This is a genomic window from Streptomyces sp. NPDC048636, from assembly GCF_040650655.1.
Lineage (GTDB): Bacteria > Actinomycetota > Actinomycetes > Streptomycetales > Streptomycetaceae > Streptomyces.
Genome location: NZ_JBEZHR010000002.1, coordinates 377,760 through 393,509, shown reverse-complemented (window position 1 = coordinate 393,509; position 15,750 = coordinate 377,760). Strand labels below are relative to the sequence as shown.

Below are 15,750 nucleotides of genomic sequence, written 5' to 3'. Positions count from 1 at the left end.
AGGCTGAGGGGGCGGCCGGAAGGGCCGGGCGGACCGGCTCGCGGCGCCCTACAGCGCCGCCGCACCCCGGTCGCGCAGGGACTGTCCGTACTGCTGGAGGACCCACAGCTCGTTCTGGACGGCGGCGAGATGGGCGGGGTCGGCCTGCTGGCCGAGGCGCTGGAGGGCGCCGCGGACCTCCGTCACCCGCTGATTGACGGCGGCCAGGCGCACGGCCACCAACTGCACGCCCGCATACGCCTCGTCCGCCTCCCTGCGAGTGTGCAGGGGCTCGACGGCCAGCTCGGTGACCATCGCGCGGACCGTGTCGTCGGGGGCGACATCCCGGACCCGGGCGAGGTAGTCGCCATCGGCGCCGGTCGCCCCGCCCGCCTCCTCGATGGTGCGGCGCACGGCGGCGTACGGCGGGGCGGTGAACTCGTCGACGCCGTAGGCGTCGAAGGCCGGGGAGACCAGCTCGGGGCGCTGGAGGGCCAGCTTCAGCAGCTCGCGCTCGACGCGGTGGGCGGGGCTGCGGAGGTTGAGGGCGGGGCCGCGCGGCCCCGCGGGGGCGGTGCTCGCCTCCGGGCCGCCCTGCTGTCGCCCGCGCGCGCCGCCGTCCCCGGGGGCGCCACCGGGACGGCCGCGCTGGTCGCCCCGGCCGCGGGCGTCACCCCCGCGCCCGCGCTCACGGGCCCAGCGGGCCAGCTGCGAGACGCGCCGTACGACGAACTGGGTGTCGAGGATGCCGAGCAGACCGGCGAGATGGACCGCCGACTCGTGCTGGATGGAGCTGTTCTTGATCCCGGCGACGACCGGGGCCGCCTCCTCCAGGGCCGCGGCGCGGCCCACCGCCGTGTCCAGATTGTGGCGCGCGATGATCTGCCGGATGGCGAACTCGAACAGCTGGGTGCGGCTGTCGACCAGCGCCTTGACCGCGTCGTCGCCCTCGGCGAGCCGCAGTTCACAGGGGTCCATCCCGCCCGGGGTGACCGCGATATAGGTCTCCGCGGCGAACTTCTGGTCGTCCTCGAAGGCACGCAGGGCCGCCTTCTGGCCCGCCGCGTCACCGTCGAAGGTGAAGACCACCTCGGCGCCCGAATTGTCCATCAGTAGCCGACGGAGGATCTTGATGTGGTCGCCGCCGAAGGAGGTGCCGCAGGTGGCGATGGCGGTGGTCACCCCGGCCAGATGGCAGGCCATGACATCCGTATAGCCCTCGACGACAACCGCCCGACTGGTCTTGGCGATGTCCTTCTTGGCGAGGTCGATGCCGTACAGGACATGGGACTTCTTGTAGAGCGGGGTCTCGGGGGTGTTGAGGTACTTCGGGCCGTTGTCGTCGTCGCGCAGCTTGCGGGCGCCGAAGCCGACGACCTCACCGGTGATATCGCGGATCGGCCACATCAGACGGCCGCGGAAGCGGTCGATCGGATTGCGGCGGCTCTCCTGGGCGAGACCGGAGACGATCAGCTCCTTGTCGGTGAAGCCGCGGCCGCGCAGGAAGCGGACCAGGTGATCCCAGCCCGCCGGGCTGTAGCCGACGCCGAAATGCCGGGCGGCGTCCTGGTCGAAACCGCGCTCGGCGAGGAACTTCCGGCCGATCTCCGCCTCGGGTCCGTCCAGCTGCTCGACGTAGAACTGGGCCGCCGCCTTGTGGGCCTCGACCAGACGGGTGCGCTCACCCTGCTGACGGCCGGGGGCGGCACCGCCCTCCTCGTAGCGCAGGGTGATGCCCGCCTGGGAGGCCAGCCGTTCGATGGTCTCGGCGAAGGAGAGGTGATCGATCTTCATCACGAAGTCGACCGTGTCGCCACCCTCCTGGCAGCCGAAGCAGTAATAGAGCCCCTTACTGGGGCTGACCTGGAAGGACGGGGACTTCTCGTCATGGAAGGGGCACAGGCCCTTGAGATTGCCGCCCCCCGCGCCCCGCAGCTGGAGGTACTCGGACACGACGGCGTCGATCGGGACCGCGTCCCGTACCGCCCTCACGTCGTCATCGTTGATCCTGCCTGCCACGTGAGAATTCTACGGCCGGGGTCCGACACGGATTTCCCTTCCATGCCGGACCCCGTTCGCCGCTCATGGCTCGCCGCTCGCCGCTGGCACGTTCGCCGTTACGGCATCAGCGAGGCCAGCGGGACGGCCGGGTCGGCCAGCGCCGCCGGGTCCAGCCGGGCACCGCCGCGGATCAGCCCCTGGATGGTCTCGGTGACGTCCCACACGTTCACGTTCATGCCCGCCAGCAGGCGGCCGTCGTTCAGCCAGAAGGCGATGAACTGCCGCTTGGCGACATCACCCCGGACCAGGACCTGGTCGTACGAGCCGGGCGGGGCGTAGCCGGAGTACTCGAGTCCGACGTCGTACTGGTCGGAGAAGAAGTACGGCACCCGGTCGTACGCGACGTCCTGGCCGAGCATCGCGCGGGCGGCGGCCGGGCCGCCGTTGAGCGCGTTGGCCCAGTGCTCCACCCGCAGCCGGGTGCCGGGCGGCAGCGCGGCCCGGACCGGGCTGCCCTCCAGGAAGGCGAGCGGGGCGGAGGCAACGTCGCCCGCGGCGAAGATGTCCGGGTCGCTGGTGCGCAGCGAGGCGTCGACCACGATGCCGCCGCCCAGCGCGCGGTCCGCCACCTCCAGCCCCGCGGCCTCGGCGAGGGCGATCCGAGGGGCGGCGCCGATGGCGGCCAGCACGGTGTGGGCGGGGTGCTCCTCGCCGTCGTCGGTGAGGGCCGCCAGCACCACACCGTCCTGTCCGGTGATCTCGGTGAGCCGGGCGCCGAAATGGAAGCGGACGCCGTGGTCGCCGTGGAGATCGGCGAAGAGCGCGCCCAGCTCGGGGCCGAGGACCGGGTGCAGCGGGGTCGGCTCGGGTTCGACGATGGTGACCTCGGCGCCGTAGCCGCGGGCGGCGGCGGCGACCTCCAGGCCGATCCAGCCCGCGCCCGCGATGACCAGCTGGCCGTTGTCCCGGCCGAGGGCGGTCAGGACGCCCTTCAGCCGCTCGGCGTGGGCGAGGCGGCGCAGGTGGTGAACCCCGACCAGATCGGTGCCGGGGATGTCCAGGCGGCGCGGTTCGGCGCCGGTGGCCAGCAGCAGCCGGTCGTAGTTGATCCGGGTGCCGTCGCCGAGCGTCACGGCCTTGGCGACGCGGTCCAGCCGTACGGCGGGCTGGCCGAGATGGAGCTCGATATCGGCCTGCGCGTACCAGGCGGGCTCGTGGACGAAGACGCTGTCGCGCTCCTGGCTGCCGGTGAGGAAGCCCTTGGACAGCGGTGGCCGCTCATAGGGGTGGTCGCGCTCGTCACAGATCAGGATCACCCGGCCGGTGAAGCCCTCCGCTCGAAGGGTTTCCGCGGCCTTCGCCCCGGCCAGACCCCCTCCGACGATGACGAACGTCTGGTGTGCGTCGACCACTTGTCTCCTCCTCGCTGCCGAGCAGTGGCTCTGCGTATGCCTTACCCCGGTCGCGTCGGCCTGGCGCAGGGGTCTCGCGTGGTTCTCGCGTGAGTGTCGCGTGTGTCGTGTGTCGTTCCGCGGTGTGTCGTGTGTCGTTCTCCCGTCAGTCTGCCGCCGGTCCGGTATCGGAGGTCTCTTCTCGGCCTGTTCCGTCGGTGTCCCCGGTGGCCCTTGTCAGGCGCCTCGGCCGCGCCGCGACGACCGCGTCCCGGCCAAGAAGGAGCCTCCCGCACCACGCGGCCCCCGGGAAGGCCCGGCACCACCCCTGCCGAGCGGTCGGCACCCGTCCGGACGCCGTCCGGTGCGGCGTACGCGGCCGGGCGCGGTCGTCGTCGGGCGGGCGCACGAGCCCGCCGACACAAGCCCCCGGCCGTGGCGCCGTCCGGTACACGCGGCACGGCAGGTCCATCGGGACGTGCGGCGTGCGCGGCTGAACTCGCGCCGGGCGGGGGCCGGGGGCCGCCGACGGCGGTCGTCGGGCGGGCGCACGGGCCCGCCGTCGTGGCTCCCGGCGGTGGCGCCGTCCGTATGGCGTGAGGGGGCGTTATGGGTGGCGGGCTGGGCGGGGGGTGGTGAGGCGGGCGTGGAGGGAGCGGGCCGAGACGTCGGTCAGGGCGGCGATCTGGTCCACGATCGCGCGCAGCCGTCCGACGTCGTCCCCGGCCGCCTCGGCCTCGTCGTACAGCGCGCGGAACTGGGGGTCGAGCCCGACCGGGGCGCGGGCGATCAGCGCCTCGCCCAGCTCGGCGATGACCACGCGCTGGTCGGCGCGGACCAGCTCCTGGTCGGCGCGCTGGATGACGTACCGGTCGGCCACCGCCTTGAGCACCGCGCACTCCAGCCTGGCGGCACGGGGCACCACCAGCTCGGCGGCGTAGCGGGTGAACCTGCCGGTGCCGTACGCGGTGCGGGTGGCGGCCTCGGCGGCGAGGCAGAACCGGCCGATGAGCTGGCTGGTGGCGTCCTTCAGCCGGGCCTGGGCGACCGGTGAGCCGTCGTAGCCGTGCGGCCACCACTCCTGCTCCAGCAGCCGGTCCAGCGCCTCGGCCAGCTCCTGCGGATCGGCGCCGGGCGCGTACCGGTCGGTGGCGACGGCGAACACCTCGCGCCGCTCGGGCTCGGCGAGCAGGCTGGCCGGGTCGAGATGACCGGCGTGCAGCCCGTCCTCGACGTCGTGCACCGAGTACGCCACGTCGTCGGCCCAGTCCATGACCTGGGCCTCGAAGGTGGTACGGCCCTCGGGGGCGCCCTGCCGGAACCAGCGGAAGACCGGGATGTCGTCCGCGTAGACCCCGAACTTCGGGGAGCCGGGGTCGCGGGGGTGGCCGCCGCGCGGCCAGGGGTACTTGGTGGCGGCGTCCAGCGCGGCGCGGGTGAGGTTGAGACCCACGCTCCGCAGGACCCCGGTCTCCTCGTCGGGGACGAACCGCTTGGGCTCCAGACGGGCGAGCAGCCGCAGCGACTGCGCGTTCCCCTCGAAGCCGCCGCAGGGCTCGGCGATCTCGTTCAGCACCTGCTCGCCGTTGTGCCCGAAGGGCGGGTGGCCGAGGTCATGGGCGAGACAGGCCATCTCGACCAGATCCGGATCGCAGCCCAGGGCCGCGCCCAGCTCCCGGCCCACCTGGGCGCATTCCAGGGAGTGGGTCAGCCGGGTGCGCGGGGTGGCGTCCCAGGCCGGGGCGCGCCGGGCCGGGCCGTGGTCGGCGGCGGGTGCGGCGGGTACGACCTGGGTCTTCCCGGCGAGCCTGCGCAGGGCGGCGGAGTGCAGCACCCGGGCCCGGTCCCGCTGGAAGGCGGTGCGGCCCGGCCGCTTGTCGGGCTCGGCCGCCCATCGCTCGAGGTCCGCCGCCACGTAGCCGGGGGTCCGGCGGACGTCGGCCTCACCGGACGTCTGGGACTGCCGCCACGCGTCGGTGGAGTCGGGGTCGGGATCGGGTCCTGCTGCGCTGCTCATACACCGACGGTAACCGCCCTGTGTGACAAGGGAGCATTTGTGAGGGCCTGTTCGTAGCGGTGGAGAACGAGCCGGGCGACGGCCGGATGGGCGCCGAGCGGGGCCGCCGCGGCCCCGGGGGCGGCCTCCGCGCACTGGCGGGCGAAACGGCCGGGCGCGGTGAAGTACGAGGCCACCGCCACCCGCTCATGGCCGAGCGCGGCCAGGGCGCGCAGCGCGTCGGGCACACCGGGCCCGGCGCCGGAGGCGTGGCCGGGCAGTACGGGGACGCCGCCGAGCCGGGTGCTGAGCAGGGCGACGGTACGGGCGGTGTCGATGGCCGCGTCGGGGTCGTTCGAGCCCGCGGCGGCCAGCACCACACCGGTGGCCGGGGACACGGCGGCGGAGAGGGGCCGCCGGCCCGCCTCGGCCAGCCGGGTGTGCAGGGCCTCCGCCAGCAGCGGATGCGGGCCCAGCGGGGCGGCGATCCGGGCGGCGAGGTGGGGCGCGGCGGCGACGGCTGCCGGGATGTCCCGTTTGATGTGATGGCCGCGGCCGAGGAGCAGCGGCACCACGACGACATCGCCGCGCAGGGCGGCGAGGGTGTCGGTCAGCAGCGGCTGGTTGAGCTCGATATGGCCGAGGCGCACCGGCACCTCGGGGCGGAGCGCCCGGACCCGGTCCAGCAGCGCGGTCACGGTGCGCAGCGCCCCGGGGTCCCGGCTGCCGTGGGCGACGGCGACCAGGGTCGGCGGGGACGACGGGGACGACGGGGACGACCGGGAGGGCGCGGGGCGGCGCCGGGTGAGCGGTTTTCCGCGGCTGAGCTGGGTGTGGAGCTGTGCGGTGATCCGGTTCATGAGCTGCGCCGTGCTGTCGAACTCGTGCGGGGCGGTGGGGGCGGGGGAGCCGGGAGGGCCCGGGCGGGGCGACGCCGTCATGAAAGGAGCCTGGCAGCGGTGTGTTGCGCCGCCGTTGCGCCGCCGTGACGGGTGGTTGCGCCGAGTTCACCGGCGGCCGCGCGGCCCGTGAGATCCGGTTCCCGGGGGCGTAACGCACGGGGACGCGGGCCGTAACACGGGCGTAGCACGCTCCCTCGTATGCAGCACGCCCCTGGGGACGCACCCTCCGCACCCGCCGTCGCGCCGCCCGCCTCCGCGCCTGTCGATACGCACTGCCCGTACTGCGCGTTGCAGTGCGGGATGGGGCTGCGGCCCTCGGCCGTGGACGGCGGGGTCGAGGTGGTGGAGCGCACCGCGTTCCCGGTCAACCGGGGCGCGCTGTGCGGCAAGGGGCGTACGGCGCCCGCCGTGCTCTCCTCCCGGGTGCGGCTGACCGGGCCGCTGGTGCGCCGCCCTGGCACCGGTCGGCTCGAACCGGCCACCTGGGAGGAGGCCCTCGACCGGGTCGCGGAGGGCCTGGCGGCCACCGGCCGGGCGCACGGCCGGGACGCGGTGGGCGTCTTCGGCGGCGGCGGGCTGACCAACGAGAAGGCGTACGCGCTGGGGAAGTTCGCGCGGGTGGTGCTCGGCACCTCGCAGATCGACTACAACGGCCGGTTCTGTATGTCCTCGGCCGCCGCCGCCCACCAGCGGGCCTTCGGCCTCGACCGGGGGCTGCCGTTCCCGCTCGCGGACGTCTCCCGTACGGGCTGTGTGATCCTCGTCGGCTCGAACCTCGCCGAGACCATGCCGCCCGCGCTGCGCTATCTGACCGAGCTGCGGGAGGCCGGGGGACGGCTGGTCGTGGTGGATCCGCGCCGTACCCGCACGGCCGAGCAGGCCGATCTGCATCTCGCGCCGCGGCCCGGGACCGATCTCGCACTGGCTCTCGGGCTGCTGCACCTGGTGGTGGCGGAGGGGCGGGTGGACGAGGAGTTCATCGCCCGGCGGACCGCGGGCTGGGAGGAGGCGCGGGCCGCCGCCATGGCCCACTGGCCGGAACTGGTCGAGCGGATCACCGGCGTTCCGGTGCCCGAACTCCGCCGCGCGGTCGGCATGTTCTGCGACGCGGAGAACGCGATGGTGCTCACGGCGCGCGGCCCCGAGCAGCAGTCCAAGGGCACCGACACCGTCGGCGCCTGGATCAATCTGTGCCTCGCCACCGGCCGGGCGGGCCGCCCGCTGTCCGGCTACGGCTGTCTCACCGGACAGGGCAACGGCCAGGGCGGCCGCGAACACGGCCAGAAGGCCGATCAGCTCCCCGGCTACCGCAAGCTGGCCGACCCCGACGCGCGCGCCCATGTGGCGGCCGTCTGGGGCGTCGACCCCGACGCGCTCCCGGGGCCGGGGCGCAGCGCGTACGAACTGCTGGACGCGCTCGGCGGCGAGGTGCGGGGGCTGCTGCTCATGGGCTCCAACCCGCTGGTCTCCGCGCCCCGCGCGGCCCATATCGAATCCCGGCTGCGCTCGCTGGACTTCCTGGCGGTCGCGGACGTCGTGCTCTCGGAGACGGCGGCCCTCGCGGACGTCGTCCTGCCGGTGGCCCAGTGGGCCGAGGAGACGGGCACGACGACCAATCTGGAGGGCCGGGTCATCCTGCGCCGGGCCGCCATCTCCCCGCCGCCGGGGGTACGGACGGATCTCGCGGTGCTGAACGGGCTGGCGACACGGCTCGGCTGGGAGAAGGGGTTCCCGACCGACCCGGAGGAGGTCTTCGACGAACTGCGCCGCGCGTCGGCGGGCGGACCCGCGGACTACTCGGGCATCACGTACCGGAGGATCGTGGAGGAGGACGGGGTGTTCTGGCCCTGCCCGGACACGGCCGGTCCGGGGACGGCCGGTCCGGGGACGGCGGACGCGGCGGGAGTGGGGGCGGATAGGGCCCCGGACGGTGCCCACCGGCCGCGGCCCGGTACCCCCGTAACCCGGCCACGGCCAGTGGACTCCGCGGCGCACCCCGGGACGCCGCGGCTCTTTCTCGACCGGTTCGCCACCGCCGACGGGCGAGCCCGCTTCGTCGCCGTCAGCCACCGCCCCGCGGGCGAGGAACCGGACGCGGAGTATCCGGTGCTGCTCACCACGGGGCGAGTGTTGGCCCAGTACCAGTCGGGGGCTCAGACCCGGCGGGTGGCCGAGCTGAACGAGGCCGCGCCCGGTCCGTTCGTGCAACTGCATCCGCTGCTCGCCGAGCGTCTCGGGGCCGTCGAGGGTGCCCCATTGGCCGTGGTGTCACGCCGTGGGCGCAGCGTCGCCCCCGCCCGGATCAGCCGGGACATCCGGCCCGACACCGTGTTCATGCCGTTCCACTGGGCGGGGCCCGGCCGGGCCAACACGGTCACCAATCCGGCGCTCGACCCGGTGTCGCGGATGCCGGAGTTCAAGGTGTGCGCGGTACGGGTGGAGTTGGCGGAGGACTGACCCCGCATAAGCGGGCATGACTCGATTTGCGCGCAATCCGCACGCCATCAACCTCTTTTCCATGTCGAGGACGGGAAGAATGAGGAAGTAAATACGCCGCCGCACACGGGCCATGTATCAAGGAATGGCGTTCTCCTTTCCCTCAACAGGCGAGGATTACCGGGGATCGACCGGATGAGACGCTTGCCTTACCCAATCCCCCTGCGAAAGCGGTGGGGTTCGACCGGGGGGCTCACGCCCCGATTGCCACCGCCCCGAGCGATACCTCCGCGGCCGAGGTCCACGCCTCCGGTGAGAAGGGGAACTGGTCGACCTACAACTCGACCTTTTCGGATGCCTACGACGCCGGAAGCGCCTGATCCGCTGTAAGCGGCGCAAGCGCCGTAAGCGCCGCCTCTTCCGGCTGCCCCGCCGCGAGGAGGCGGCGCTTCGTGTGATGGCACTTCAGACCATGCGCGGGGACATTCCGCATACGGTCACCGGAATACGTTCCGCGGTACGGTCAGTGGTGCCACGCCTGTCCGCCCACATTGTGGATCATCCGCTGGAGGACCTTGAGGGCGGCCACATACGCGTCGTCGTCGATGCCGTCGTGGATCCGCGCGCGCATCTCGGCCTGGCGCTCCGCGGTCCGTTCGCGCAGCGCCCGCCCGTCGTCGGTCAGCTGGAGCCGCTCGCCGTCGACGGTGCGGAGCAGACCGCGCTCCAGGAGGACGTCGATCTCCGGCTCGATGGCCTCGCCCACGTCCAAGTAGCCCTCGAGGACGACCCGTACCTCCTCGCGGAGCCGACCGCCCTCGCCGCCGTCGAGCACCTGGTTCAGCACCCACCACTGTGGCTGGCTCAGGCCGAACTCGGCCAGCCCGGCGCGGATATGGGTCACGACCGCCTTGTGCGCCGCCCAGCTCCAGTAGCCGATGGGCTGCCGGACCAGCTCGGCGTCACTGTGGGAGTACTCCATCACCCTGTCCTCACTTCGTCCGTCCGTAGGACTGATCGCACGACCGATCACGCGACTGGTCACGACGGTAGAAGTTGAACCAAAGGTGAGGTCAACCCGAGGTGCCGTTGTTTTCCCCCGCTTCCCCGACTTCCTCGACTTCCCCGAGGTACGCCGCCCGCGTCTCCTCGTCCAGGAAGGCGGCGCGGAAGGAGTTGCGGGCCAGGGTGCGCAGGGTGGCGTCGTCCAGGCCGAGCGCGTTCCGCACGGCGGTGTAGTTGTCGCCCACGTAGCCGCCGAAGTAGGCGGGGTCGTCGGAGTTGACCGTCACCAGCAGTCCGGCGGCCAGCATCGCGGGCAGCGGATGGTCCTCGAGGCGGTCGACGACGCGCAGCCGGACGTTGGACAGCGGGCATACGGTCAGCGGCACCTGGTCCGCGACCAGCCGCGCGACCAGGGCCTCGTCCTCCAGACAGCGCACGCCGTGGTCGATCCGGTCCACACCGAGGACGTCCAGCGCCTCCCACACATACGCGGGCGGCCCTTCCTCCCCCGCGTGCGCGACACACTTCAGCCCGGCCGCCCTGGCCCGCGCGTACACCTCGCGGAACTTCGACGGCGGATTGCCGACCTCGGCCGAGTCCAGGCCGACGGCGGCGATCCGGTCCAGATGGGGCCGGGCCGACTCGAACGTCTCCAGGGCGGACTCCGCGCTCTTGTCGCGCAGGAAGCACATGATGAGGCGGGTGGTGATGCCGTAGCTCTCCTGGGCGGCGTCCAGGGCCCGGGAGAGGCCCCCGATGACGGTGCCGATGGGGACCGCTCGGTGTGGGCCTGCGGGTCGAAGAAGATCTCCGCGTGCCGCACGCCCTGCTCCCGGGCGCGGGCCAGATAGGCGTTGGCCAGGTCGGCGAAGTCGTCCTCGGTGCGCAACACGGCCATCAGCGCGTAGTACAGGTCCAGGAAGTCCTGGAGGTCGGTGAAGGAGTACGCGGCCCGCAGCTCGGCCTGGGTGTCGTAGGGCAGCACGACGCCGTTGCGCTCCGCGAGCGCGAAGGCGAGCCCGGGCTCGAGGGTGCCCTCGATGTGGAGGTGGAGCTCTGCTGTGGGGATCGGGGGCACGGCTTGATCACACCTGTTTCTCGGTCGTACGGAAGGCTGCCCCAGGCTATGCGGAACCGGCCCGCCGGGCCGCCGCCGGGCCGTCCGGCGCAACCGGAAGGCGCTGGTGGGCGTCCCACAGCCCGACGGTGGTCGGTGTGGACGGAACGGGGCCGGGGGACGGATGCGGGGCACGGGGGCGCGGTTCGAGCGGATGCGGTGGCTCGCGATGACGCCGTGGTACCGGGCGCGGCGGCGGCTGCGGCGGCTGTTCCGGCGGCGTACGCGGCGGGAGCAGCGGCGGCTGTTCCAGCTCGGCGTGCTGCTGTGTGTGCTGGCGCTGCTCCCCGCCACCTGGTTGCGGCTGACCACCGGGGACCGGATCCGCACGGTGGCCGATGTGCCCGCGGCCCCGGTCGGGGTGGTCTTCGGGGCGGGGCTGTGGAACGGCTCGCCGTCCCCGTACCTGGCACACCGGCTGGACACCGCGGCGCGGCTCTACCGGACCGGCAAGGTCCGCGCGCTGCTGGTCACCGGGGACAACAGCAGACAGGACTACAACGAGCCGGATGTGATGCGCGCCTACCTCGCCGCACACGGCGTTCCCGAGCGCCGGGTCGTGCGCGACTACGCGGGCTTCGACACCTGGGACTCGTGCAGCCGCGCCCGGCGGATCTTCGGCGTGCACCGGGCGGTGCTGGTGAGCCAGGGGTTCCATATCCAGCGGGCGCTGGCGCTGTGCGATGCCGCGGGGATCGACGCGTACGGGGTGGCGGTCGCCGAGCCGCACGATGTGACCTGGAGCTACGGCGCGCTGCGGGAGGTCCTGGCGGCGAACAAGGCGGCCATGGACGCGACCTTCCGGCCGGATCCGGCCTTCATGGGGCCACGGGAGCGGGGCATCCAGGACGCGCTGGCGGCGTCCGCCGATCCCCGCTGACCGGCGCGGACCGGCGTTGACCAGCCCTGACCAGCGGGTCTCGCCGCTCAGCCGATGGTCGTCTCCGTGACCACCCAGGCCAGGTAGTCCTCGCTGCCGTTGGTGATCGGGGTGGCGATGACCTCGGGGGTGTCGTAGTCGTGCGCCTCGCGGAGGTGCGCCTCCAGCTCCTCGTAACGGGCCGCGGTCGTCTTGAACAGGACCTGCCACTCGGCCGCGGTCTCGACCGCCCCCTCCCAGCGGTACACCGACGTCACGGGCTGGCTGATCTGCGCACAGGCCGCCAACCGCGCCTCCACGGCCCCGCGCGCCAGCGCCTCGGCCTTCTCGGGGGTGTCGGTGGTGGTCAGGACGGTCAGATGGTCGGCCACGGCTGCTGAACCTCTCTCCTGGGCGGCCCCGGGCCTCCCGGCTCCGCCCGGGACCCGCCGGTGAACTGGCGCGCACCACGCTAGCCGGTGACGATTGAGGGAACCCGCCGACGATCAGACCAGGCCGATCGAGGGGCACACATGGATGACCTCACCGCGCTCGCGCGCCACCATCTGGACCAGGCGAAGTCCGATCCGCACGGGCGCAGCGCACATCTGTTCCTGCACGACGGGCCGCTGCGGCAGAGTGTGATCGCGATGGTCTCCGGCTGTGAGCTCGACGAGCACAACGCGCCCCCGGCGGCGAGCCTCCAGGTGCTGCACGGACACGTCCGGCTGACCGGCGCCGGTGGCGAGACGACGGACCTCATCGCGGGGCAGGTGCACCGCATCCCGCAGGAGCGGCACCGGCTGGGCGCCCTGGAGGATTCGGTGGTGCTGCTGACGGCGGTGACCGCGACGGCCGGCTGTCCGACACCCGCCGGGAACACGACCGCCGAGAACACGGCCACCGCCTGACGGTCGCTGTCCGACGGCGGTCGACCGCGCCCCTCAGGCGACCGGACGGCGCAGTGCGCGCAGCACCTGGCCGTCGGTGGCCGTCCGGGCCTTGCGCAGCATGCGCCGCAGCTCGTCCCGGTCCACCGCGTCCAGCGGGTCCGGACCGCGCCACGTCCTGGGGGCGCCGTGAGCGGTGACGGTCAGCCGGAGGCCGTCGCGGTGACAGGTCAGCACGACCGCGCGGCGGCCGTCACCCCGCGTCCGGACCGCCTCGGTGATCCGCCCGCGGTGCCGGTCGCCCGGCCCGTCCCCGCCACCGGACACGCGGCCGACGGTGCACACCACATCGGGCCGCTCGCGCCCCGCGCCGATGTACACGTACCGGACCCCGAAGTGGTCGTCCGCCAGGTCGCCGTGGCCCTCGTCCATCCGGTAACCGGCGGGCGGATCCGGCAGCACCAGCTCCCGGCGCGCCAGCGAGGTGCCGGACATCAGTGTCCGGACCTCCTCCGCCTGGCGCGCCCTATGGGTCACGGCGGTGCCGTACGCCACCACACCGAGCAGAGCCACCCCGGAGACGAGCCGGACCGCCACACCCGGGATGAACACCGCCGCCACCAGCGCGTACGGCACTCCGCACAGGGCCGCGCGGGAGAGCGCACCGCCCACGTCCAGCGCCCCGGCGCGCCGGGCACCGGCACCGGCCATGAGCCCTGCCGTGCCACCGCAGAACACCACGACGGCCCATCCCCAACGCCCCCTGGCCGTACGGCATATCGGCACCGCACGGCGGACCGGGACGACGCCGTACGCGAGCGCCGTCACCACGGCCAGGGCGACGGCGCCCGAGGCCACCAGCGCCCCGGCGGTGCTCCGCCCCCACCACGGCGCGAGCGCGAGCCGGTGGCCCAGCGGTACCAGCAACGCGCCCAGCAGCCACACCAGTCCGGTGTAGCGGGGGATGCGTATCCATCGTCTCCCGGCGGTCTCCACCGCCCGATGGTGCGTCGGCGCGGGGCCCGCACACCTGAGTACGGCTACTCAAATCCCCCTGTACGCGGCCCCGTAGCGCTCGTCAGCTCCCGAGGATCTCCCGGATGACGTACCGGGCGTTGGCGGAAATGAGGGGATTGGTCGTCCGGTAGTACGGCAGTTGGATGACCGCCATGGACAGCGCCCAGCCCCGGCCACGGGCCCAGGTCGCGTCGTCCACGTCCACCGCCTCGCGGTACACCCGCCGCGCCGGGGCGGGCAGCAGGTTCCAGGCCGGGATGAGATCGGTGGCGGGTTCACCCATGCCCACGGTGCCGAAGTCGATGACCGCCGAGACGCGGTCGCCGCCGAGCAGCAGATTGCCCGGCATGAGGTCGGAGTGCGTCCAGCAGGGCGGGCCCGTCCACCGCGGTGTGGCGAGCGCCTCCTCCCAGACCGCCGTGATCTGGTCGGCGTCGAAAGGTTCGTCGGTGCGGCGCAGCGCCTCGATCGACTCCCGCATCTCCTGGTCCTCGGCGATCAGCGGCGCGCCGCGGTGTGCGGGCGGACCGCCGGGGAGATCGATCCCGCGAATGGCGACCGCGAACTCCGCGAGGTCACGGGCGACGCGCTCGGGTTCGGCCAGCTCGCCCTCGACCGGGTTGCGGCCCTCGATCCACCGGTGCACCGCCCAGGTCAGGGGATATCCCTCGGCCGGGGTGCCGGTCGCCACCACCTCCGGGATGGGCAGCGGCAGCAGCGGCGCGAGACGGGGCAGCAGCCGTGCCTCCCTCGCGATGGCCTCGGCGCCGCCGGGACGCAGTGGCAGCCGGACGATCAGCTCTTCGCCGAGCCGGTAGATCGCGTTGACCGTGCCTCCGGAGGCGAGCCGGGTGATCGGCAGCTCCGCCCACCGGGGGAACTGGCCGCGCAGCAGCCGCCGGACGAGGTCGCCGTCGGTCTCCGTCTCGTCCGCGTGCATCGTGCCCATGTATCCGCCAGATCTCTCGGTTCCCTGCCCGGGCCAGCCGAACGACACAACCTGGCCCTTCAGCCGCTCCCGCGGCTCCTCGATCCCGGTAAGGCTAGGTCCGCTGACGCGCACCGTCGACGCAGTTTCGGCGGCCGGACGTGCGCGTGCGCACGCGGGTCAGCGGGTCAGCGGGTCAGCGGGTCAGGCGAGCCACTGGTCGTACCCCAGCTTGCACACCAGCGAGACCACGACCACCACCAGCACCCCGCGCACGAACCCGCTCCCCCGCTTCAGGGCCATCCGCGCGCCCACCATGCCGCCCACCAGGTTGAAGCAGGCCAGGACGGCGGCCAGGCGCCAGAGGACGGTGCCCTGGAGGCCGAAGGTGAGGAGGGCGCCGATGTTGGTGCAGACGTTGACCACCTTTGCGGTGGCGGACGAGGTGACCAGGTCGGTGCCGAGGGTGGCGGCCAGGGCGAGGACGAGGAAGGTGCCGGTGCCGGGGCCGATGAGGCCGTCGTAGAAGCCGATGCCCAGGCCGACGCCGAGGACGGCGGCGAGGACGCGGTGGCGGGAGACCGGACCGGTCAGCGCGGGGGCGGCGCCGAAGGTGGGGCGCAGCAGGACGAACGCGAGGACCGCCAGCAGGACGGCCATGATGAGCGGGCGGAGGACACCGCTGTCGATACCGGAGGCGAGATACGCCCCCGCGAGTGAGCCGATGGCGGCCGCGACACCGATACGGACGGCGATCGGCAGATCCAGGGGCGCCTTGCGGACGTAGGTGACGGCGGCGCCCGTGGTGCCGCAGATGGCGACCGCCTTGTTGGTGCCGAGGATGAACGTCGGCTGGAGGTGCGGGAGTCCGACCAGCAGGGCGGGGAGCATCAGCAGCCCCCCGCCTCCCACGACGGCGTCGATCCAGCCGGCCGCCGCCGCGGCCAGACAGAGCAGGAGCAGCGTCGTCAGGGGTATGTCAGGCATGGTCAGAACCCTAGATCGGCTCTGACGGGCGGAGCGCCGAGGGCCCCGGACGGGGCCGCGGCGACGGTCCGGGGCGGTCGCCCCCGAGCCGTGCGGTGATATCACGGCGGAGGGCCATGACATCGCTCATGCCCACGGCGGTACGCTCACGGTCCGCACCAGCCCGGCGGGCGGGGTTCGCCCTGTCGCGCCTGCCGCGGGCCGCTTCCGGTTGGCTGCCCGAATACGGCGGGCGGATGCCC

12 protein-coding genes and 1 pseudogene are annotated in these 15,750 nt (G+C 73.4%); 3 read left to right on the top strand and 10 right to left on the bottom strand.

From position 1 onward, the window contains the following. Positions 1-48: 48 nt before the first annotated feature. The 4 genes from dnaG to AB0C66_RS07550 all read right to left on the bottom strand — a co-directional run bounded on the left by dnaG (position 49) and on the right by AB0C66_RS07550 (position 6,227). On the bottom strand, positions 49-1,998 hold the full coding sequence (gene dnaG, locus AB0C66_RS07565; RefSeq protein ID WP_362434136.1) for a DNA primase: 1,950 nt from the start codon (positions 1,996-1,998) through the stop codon (positions 49-51). Positions 1,999-2,096: 98 nt separating this feature from the next. Further along, positions 2,097-3,392, bottom strand: coding sequence for an FAD-dependent oxidoreductase (locus AB0C66_RS07560; protein WP_362434134.1), 1,296 nt, complete (start codon positions 3,390-3,392; stop codon positions 2,097-2,099). Positions 3,393-3,978: 586 nt separating this feature from the next. Then, positions 3,979-5,388 carry a deoxyguanosinetriphosphate triphosphohydrolase gene (locus tag AB0C66_RS07555; protein WP_362434131.1) on the bottom strand — a complete coding sequence of 470 codons (1,410 nt, stop codon included), beginning with the start codon at positions 5,386-5,388 and terminating at the stop codon, positions 3,979-3,981. After that, the gene (locus tag AB0C66_RS07550; RefSeq protein WP_362435563.1) at positions 5,385-6,227 is read right to left on the bottom strand and encodes a CbiX/SirB N-terminal domain-containing protein; all 843 of its coding nucleotides are present in this window, start codon (positions 6,225-6,227) and stop codon (positions 5,385-5,387) included. Before AB0C66_RS07550 ends, AB0C66_RS07555 begins: the two co-directional genes overlap by 4 nt. Before the next feature lie 240 nt (positions 6,228-6,467). Here AB0C66_RS07550 and AB0C66_RS07545 point away from each other — a divergent pair, with 240 nt between their 5' ends. Next, positions 6,468-8,726: a molybdopterin oxidoreductase family protein gene (locus tag AB0C66_RS07545; RefSeq protein ID WP_362434129.1), complete on the top strand. Its 2,259-nt coding sequence runs from the start codon at positions 6,468-6,470 to the stop codon at positions 8,724-8,726. Between the two features lie 502 nt (positions 8,727-9,228). On the opposite strand, the gene AB0C66_RS07540 is transcribed toward AB0C66_RS07545, so the two are convergent. Continuing rightward, a complete protein-coding gene (locus AB0C66_RS07540; protein ID WP_362434127.1) occupies positions 9,229-9,687 on the bottom strand; it encodes a MarR family winged helix-turn-helix transcriptional regulator in 459 nt (152 codons plus the stop codon). Positions 9,688-9,778: 91 nt separating this feature from the next. Further along, positions 9,779-10,788 (bottom strand): annotated as a pseudogene (locus AB0C66_RS07535) (adenosine deaminase). Positions 10,789-10,996: 208 nt separating this feature from the next. Here AB0C66_RS07535 and AB0C66_RS07530 point away from each other — a divergent pair. Beyond that, entirely contained in the window at positions 10,997-11,707 is a 711-nt protein-coding gene (locus AB0C66_RS07530; protein ID WP_362435561.1) for an ElyC/SanA/YdcF family protein, read from the top strand. 47 nt (positions 11,708-11,754) lie between these two features. Here AB0C66_RS07530 and cutA read toward each other — a convergent pair whose 3' ends face one another. Then, positions 11,755-12,078, bottom strand: coding sequence for a divalent-cation tolerance protein CutA (cutA, locus tag AB0C66_RS07525; RefSeq protein ID WP_362434125.1), 324 nt, complete (start codon positions 12,076-12,078; stop codon positions 11,755-11,757). A 141-nt stretch (positions 12,079-12,219) separates the two neighbouring features. Here cutA and AB0C66_RS07520 point away from each other — a divergent pair, with 141 nt between their 5' ends. Then, complete coding sequence (locus tag AB0C66_RS07520) at positions 12,220-12,597, top strand: cupin (RefSeq protein WP_362434123.1); 378 nt, start codon at positions 12,220-12,222, stop codon at positions 12,595-12,597. A 33-nt stretch (positions 12,598-12,630) separates the two neighbouring features. Here the strand turns inward: AB0C66_RS07520 and AB0C66_RS07515 are convergent, their stop codons facing one another. From AB0C66_RS07515 to AB0C66_RS07505, 3 genes are all read right to left on the bottom strand, one after another. Beyond that, positions 12,631-13,572 carry a hypothetical protein gene (locus AB0C66_RS07515; RefSeq protein WP_362434121.1) on the bottom strand — a complete coding sequence of 314 codons (942 nt, stop codon included), beginning with the start codon at positions 13,570-13,572 and terminating at the stop codon, positions 12,631-12,633. A gap of 82 nt (positions 13,573-13,654) precedes the next feature. Continuing rightward, a complete protein-coding gene (locus AB0C66_RS07510; protein WP_362435558.1) occupies positions 13,655-14,533 on the bottom strand; it encodes an aminoglycoside phosphotransferase family protein in 879 nt (292 codons plus the stop codon). A gap of 192 nt (positions 14,534-14,725) precedes the next feature. Next, positions 14,726-15,508: a TSUP family transporter gene (locus AB0C66_RS07505; protein ID WP_362434118.1), complete on the bottom strand. Its 783-nt coding sequence runs from the start codon at positions 15,506-15,508 to the stop codon at positions 14,726-14,728. Positions 15,509-15,750: the final 242 nt, after the last annotated feature.

Coding starts and splice junctions, on each gene's coding strand:
- AB0C66_RS07530 (WP_362435561.1), top strand. CDS start 10,997: ATGACGCCGTGGTACCGGGCGCGGCGGCGGCTGCGGCGGCTGTTCCGG.
- AB0C66_RS07545 (WP_362434129.1), top strand. CDS start 6,468: ATGCAGCACGCCCCTGGGGACGCACCCTCCGCACCCGCCGTCGCGCCG.
- AB0C66_RS07540 (WP_362434127.1), bottom strand. CDS start 9,687: ATGGAGTACTCCCACAGTGACGCCGAGCTGGTCCGGCAGCCCATCGGC.
- AB0C66_RS07555 (WP_362434131.1), bottom strand. CDS start 5,388: ATGAGCAGCGCAGCAGGACCCGATCCCGACCCCGACTCCACCGACGCG.
- AB0C66_RS07550 (WP_362435563.1), bottom strand. CDS start 6,227: ATGAACCGGATCACCGCACAGCTCCACACCCAGCTCAGCCGCGGAAAA.
- AB0C66_RS07520 (WP_362434123.1), top strand. CDS start 12,220: ATGGATGACCTCACCGCGCTCGCGCGCCACCATCTGGACCAGGCGAAG.
- AB0C66_RS07505 (WP_362434118.1), bottom strand. CDS start 15,508: ATGCCTGACATACCCCTGACGACGCTGCTCCTGCTCTGTCTGGCCGCG.
- AB0C66_RS07510 (WP_362435558.1), bottom strand. CDS start 14,533: ATGCACGCGGACGAGACGGAGACCGACGGCGACCTCGTCCGGCGGCTG.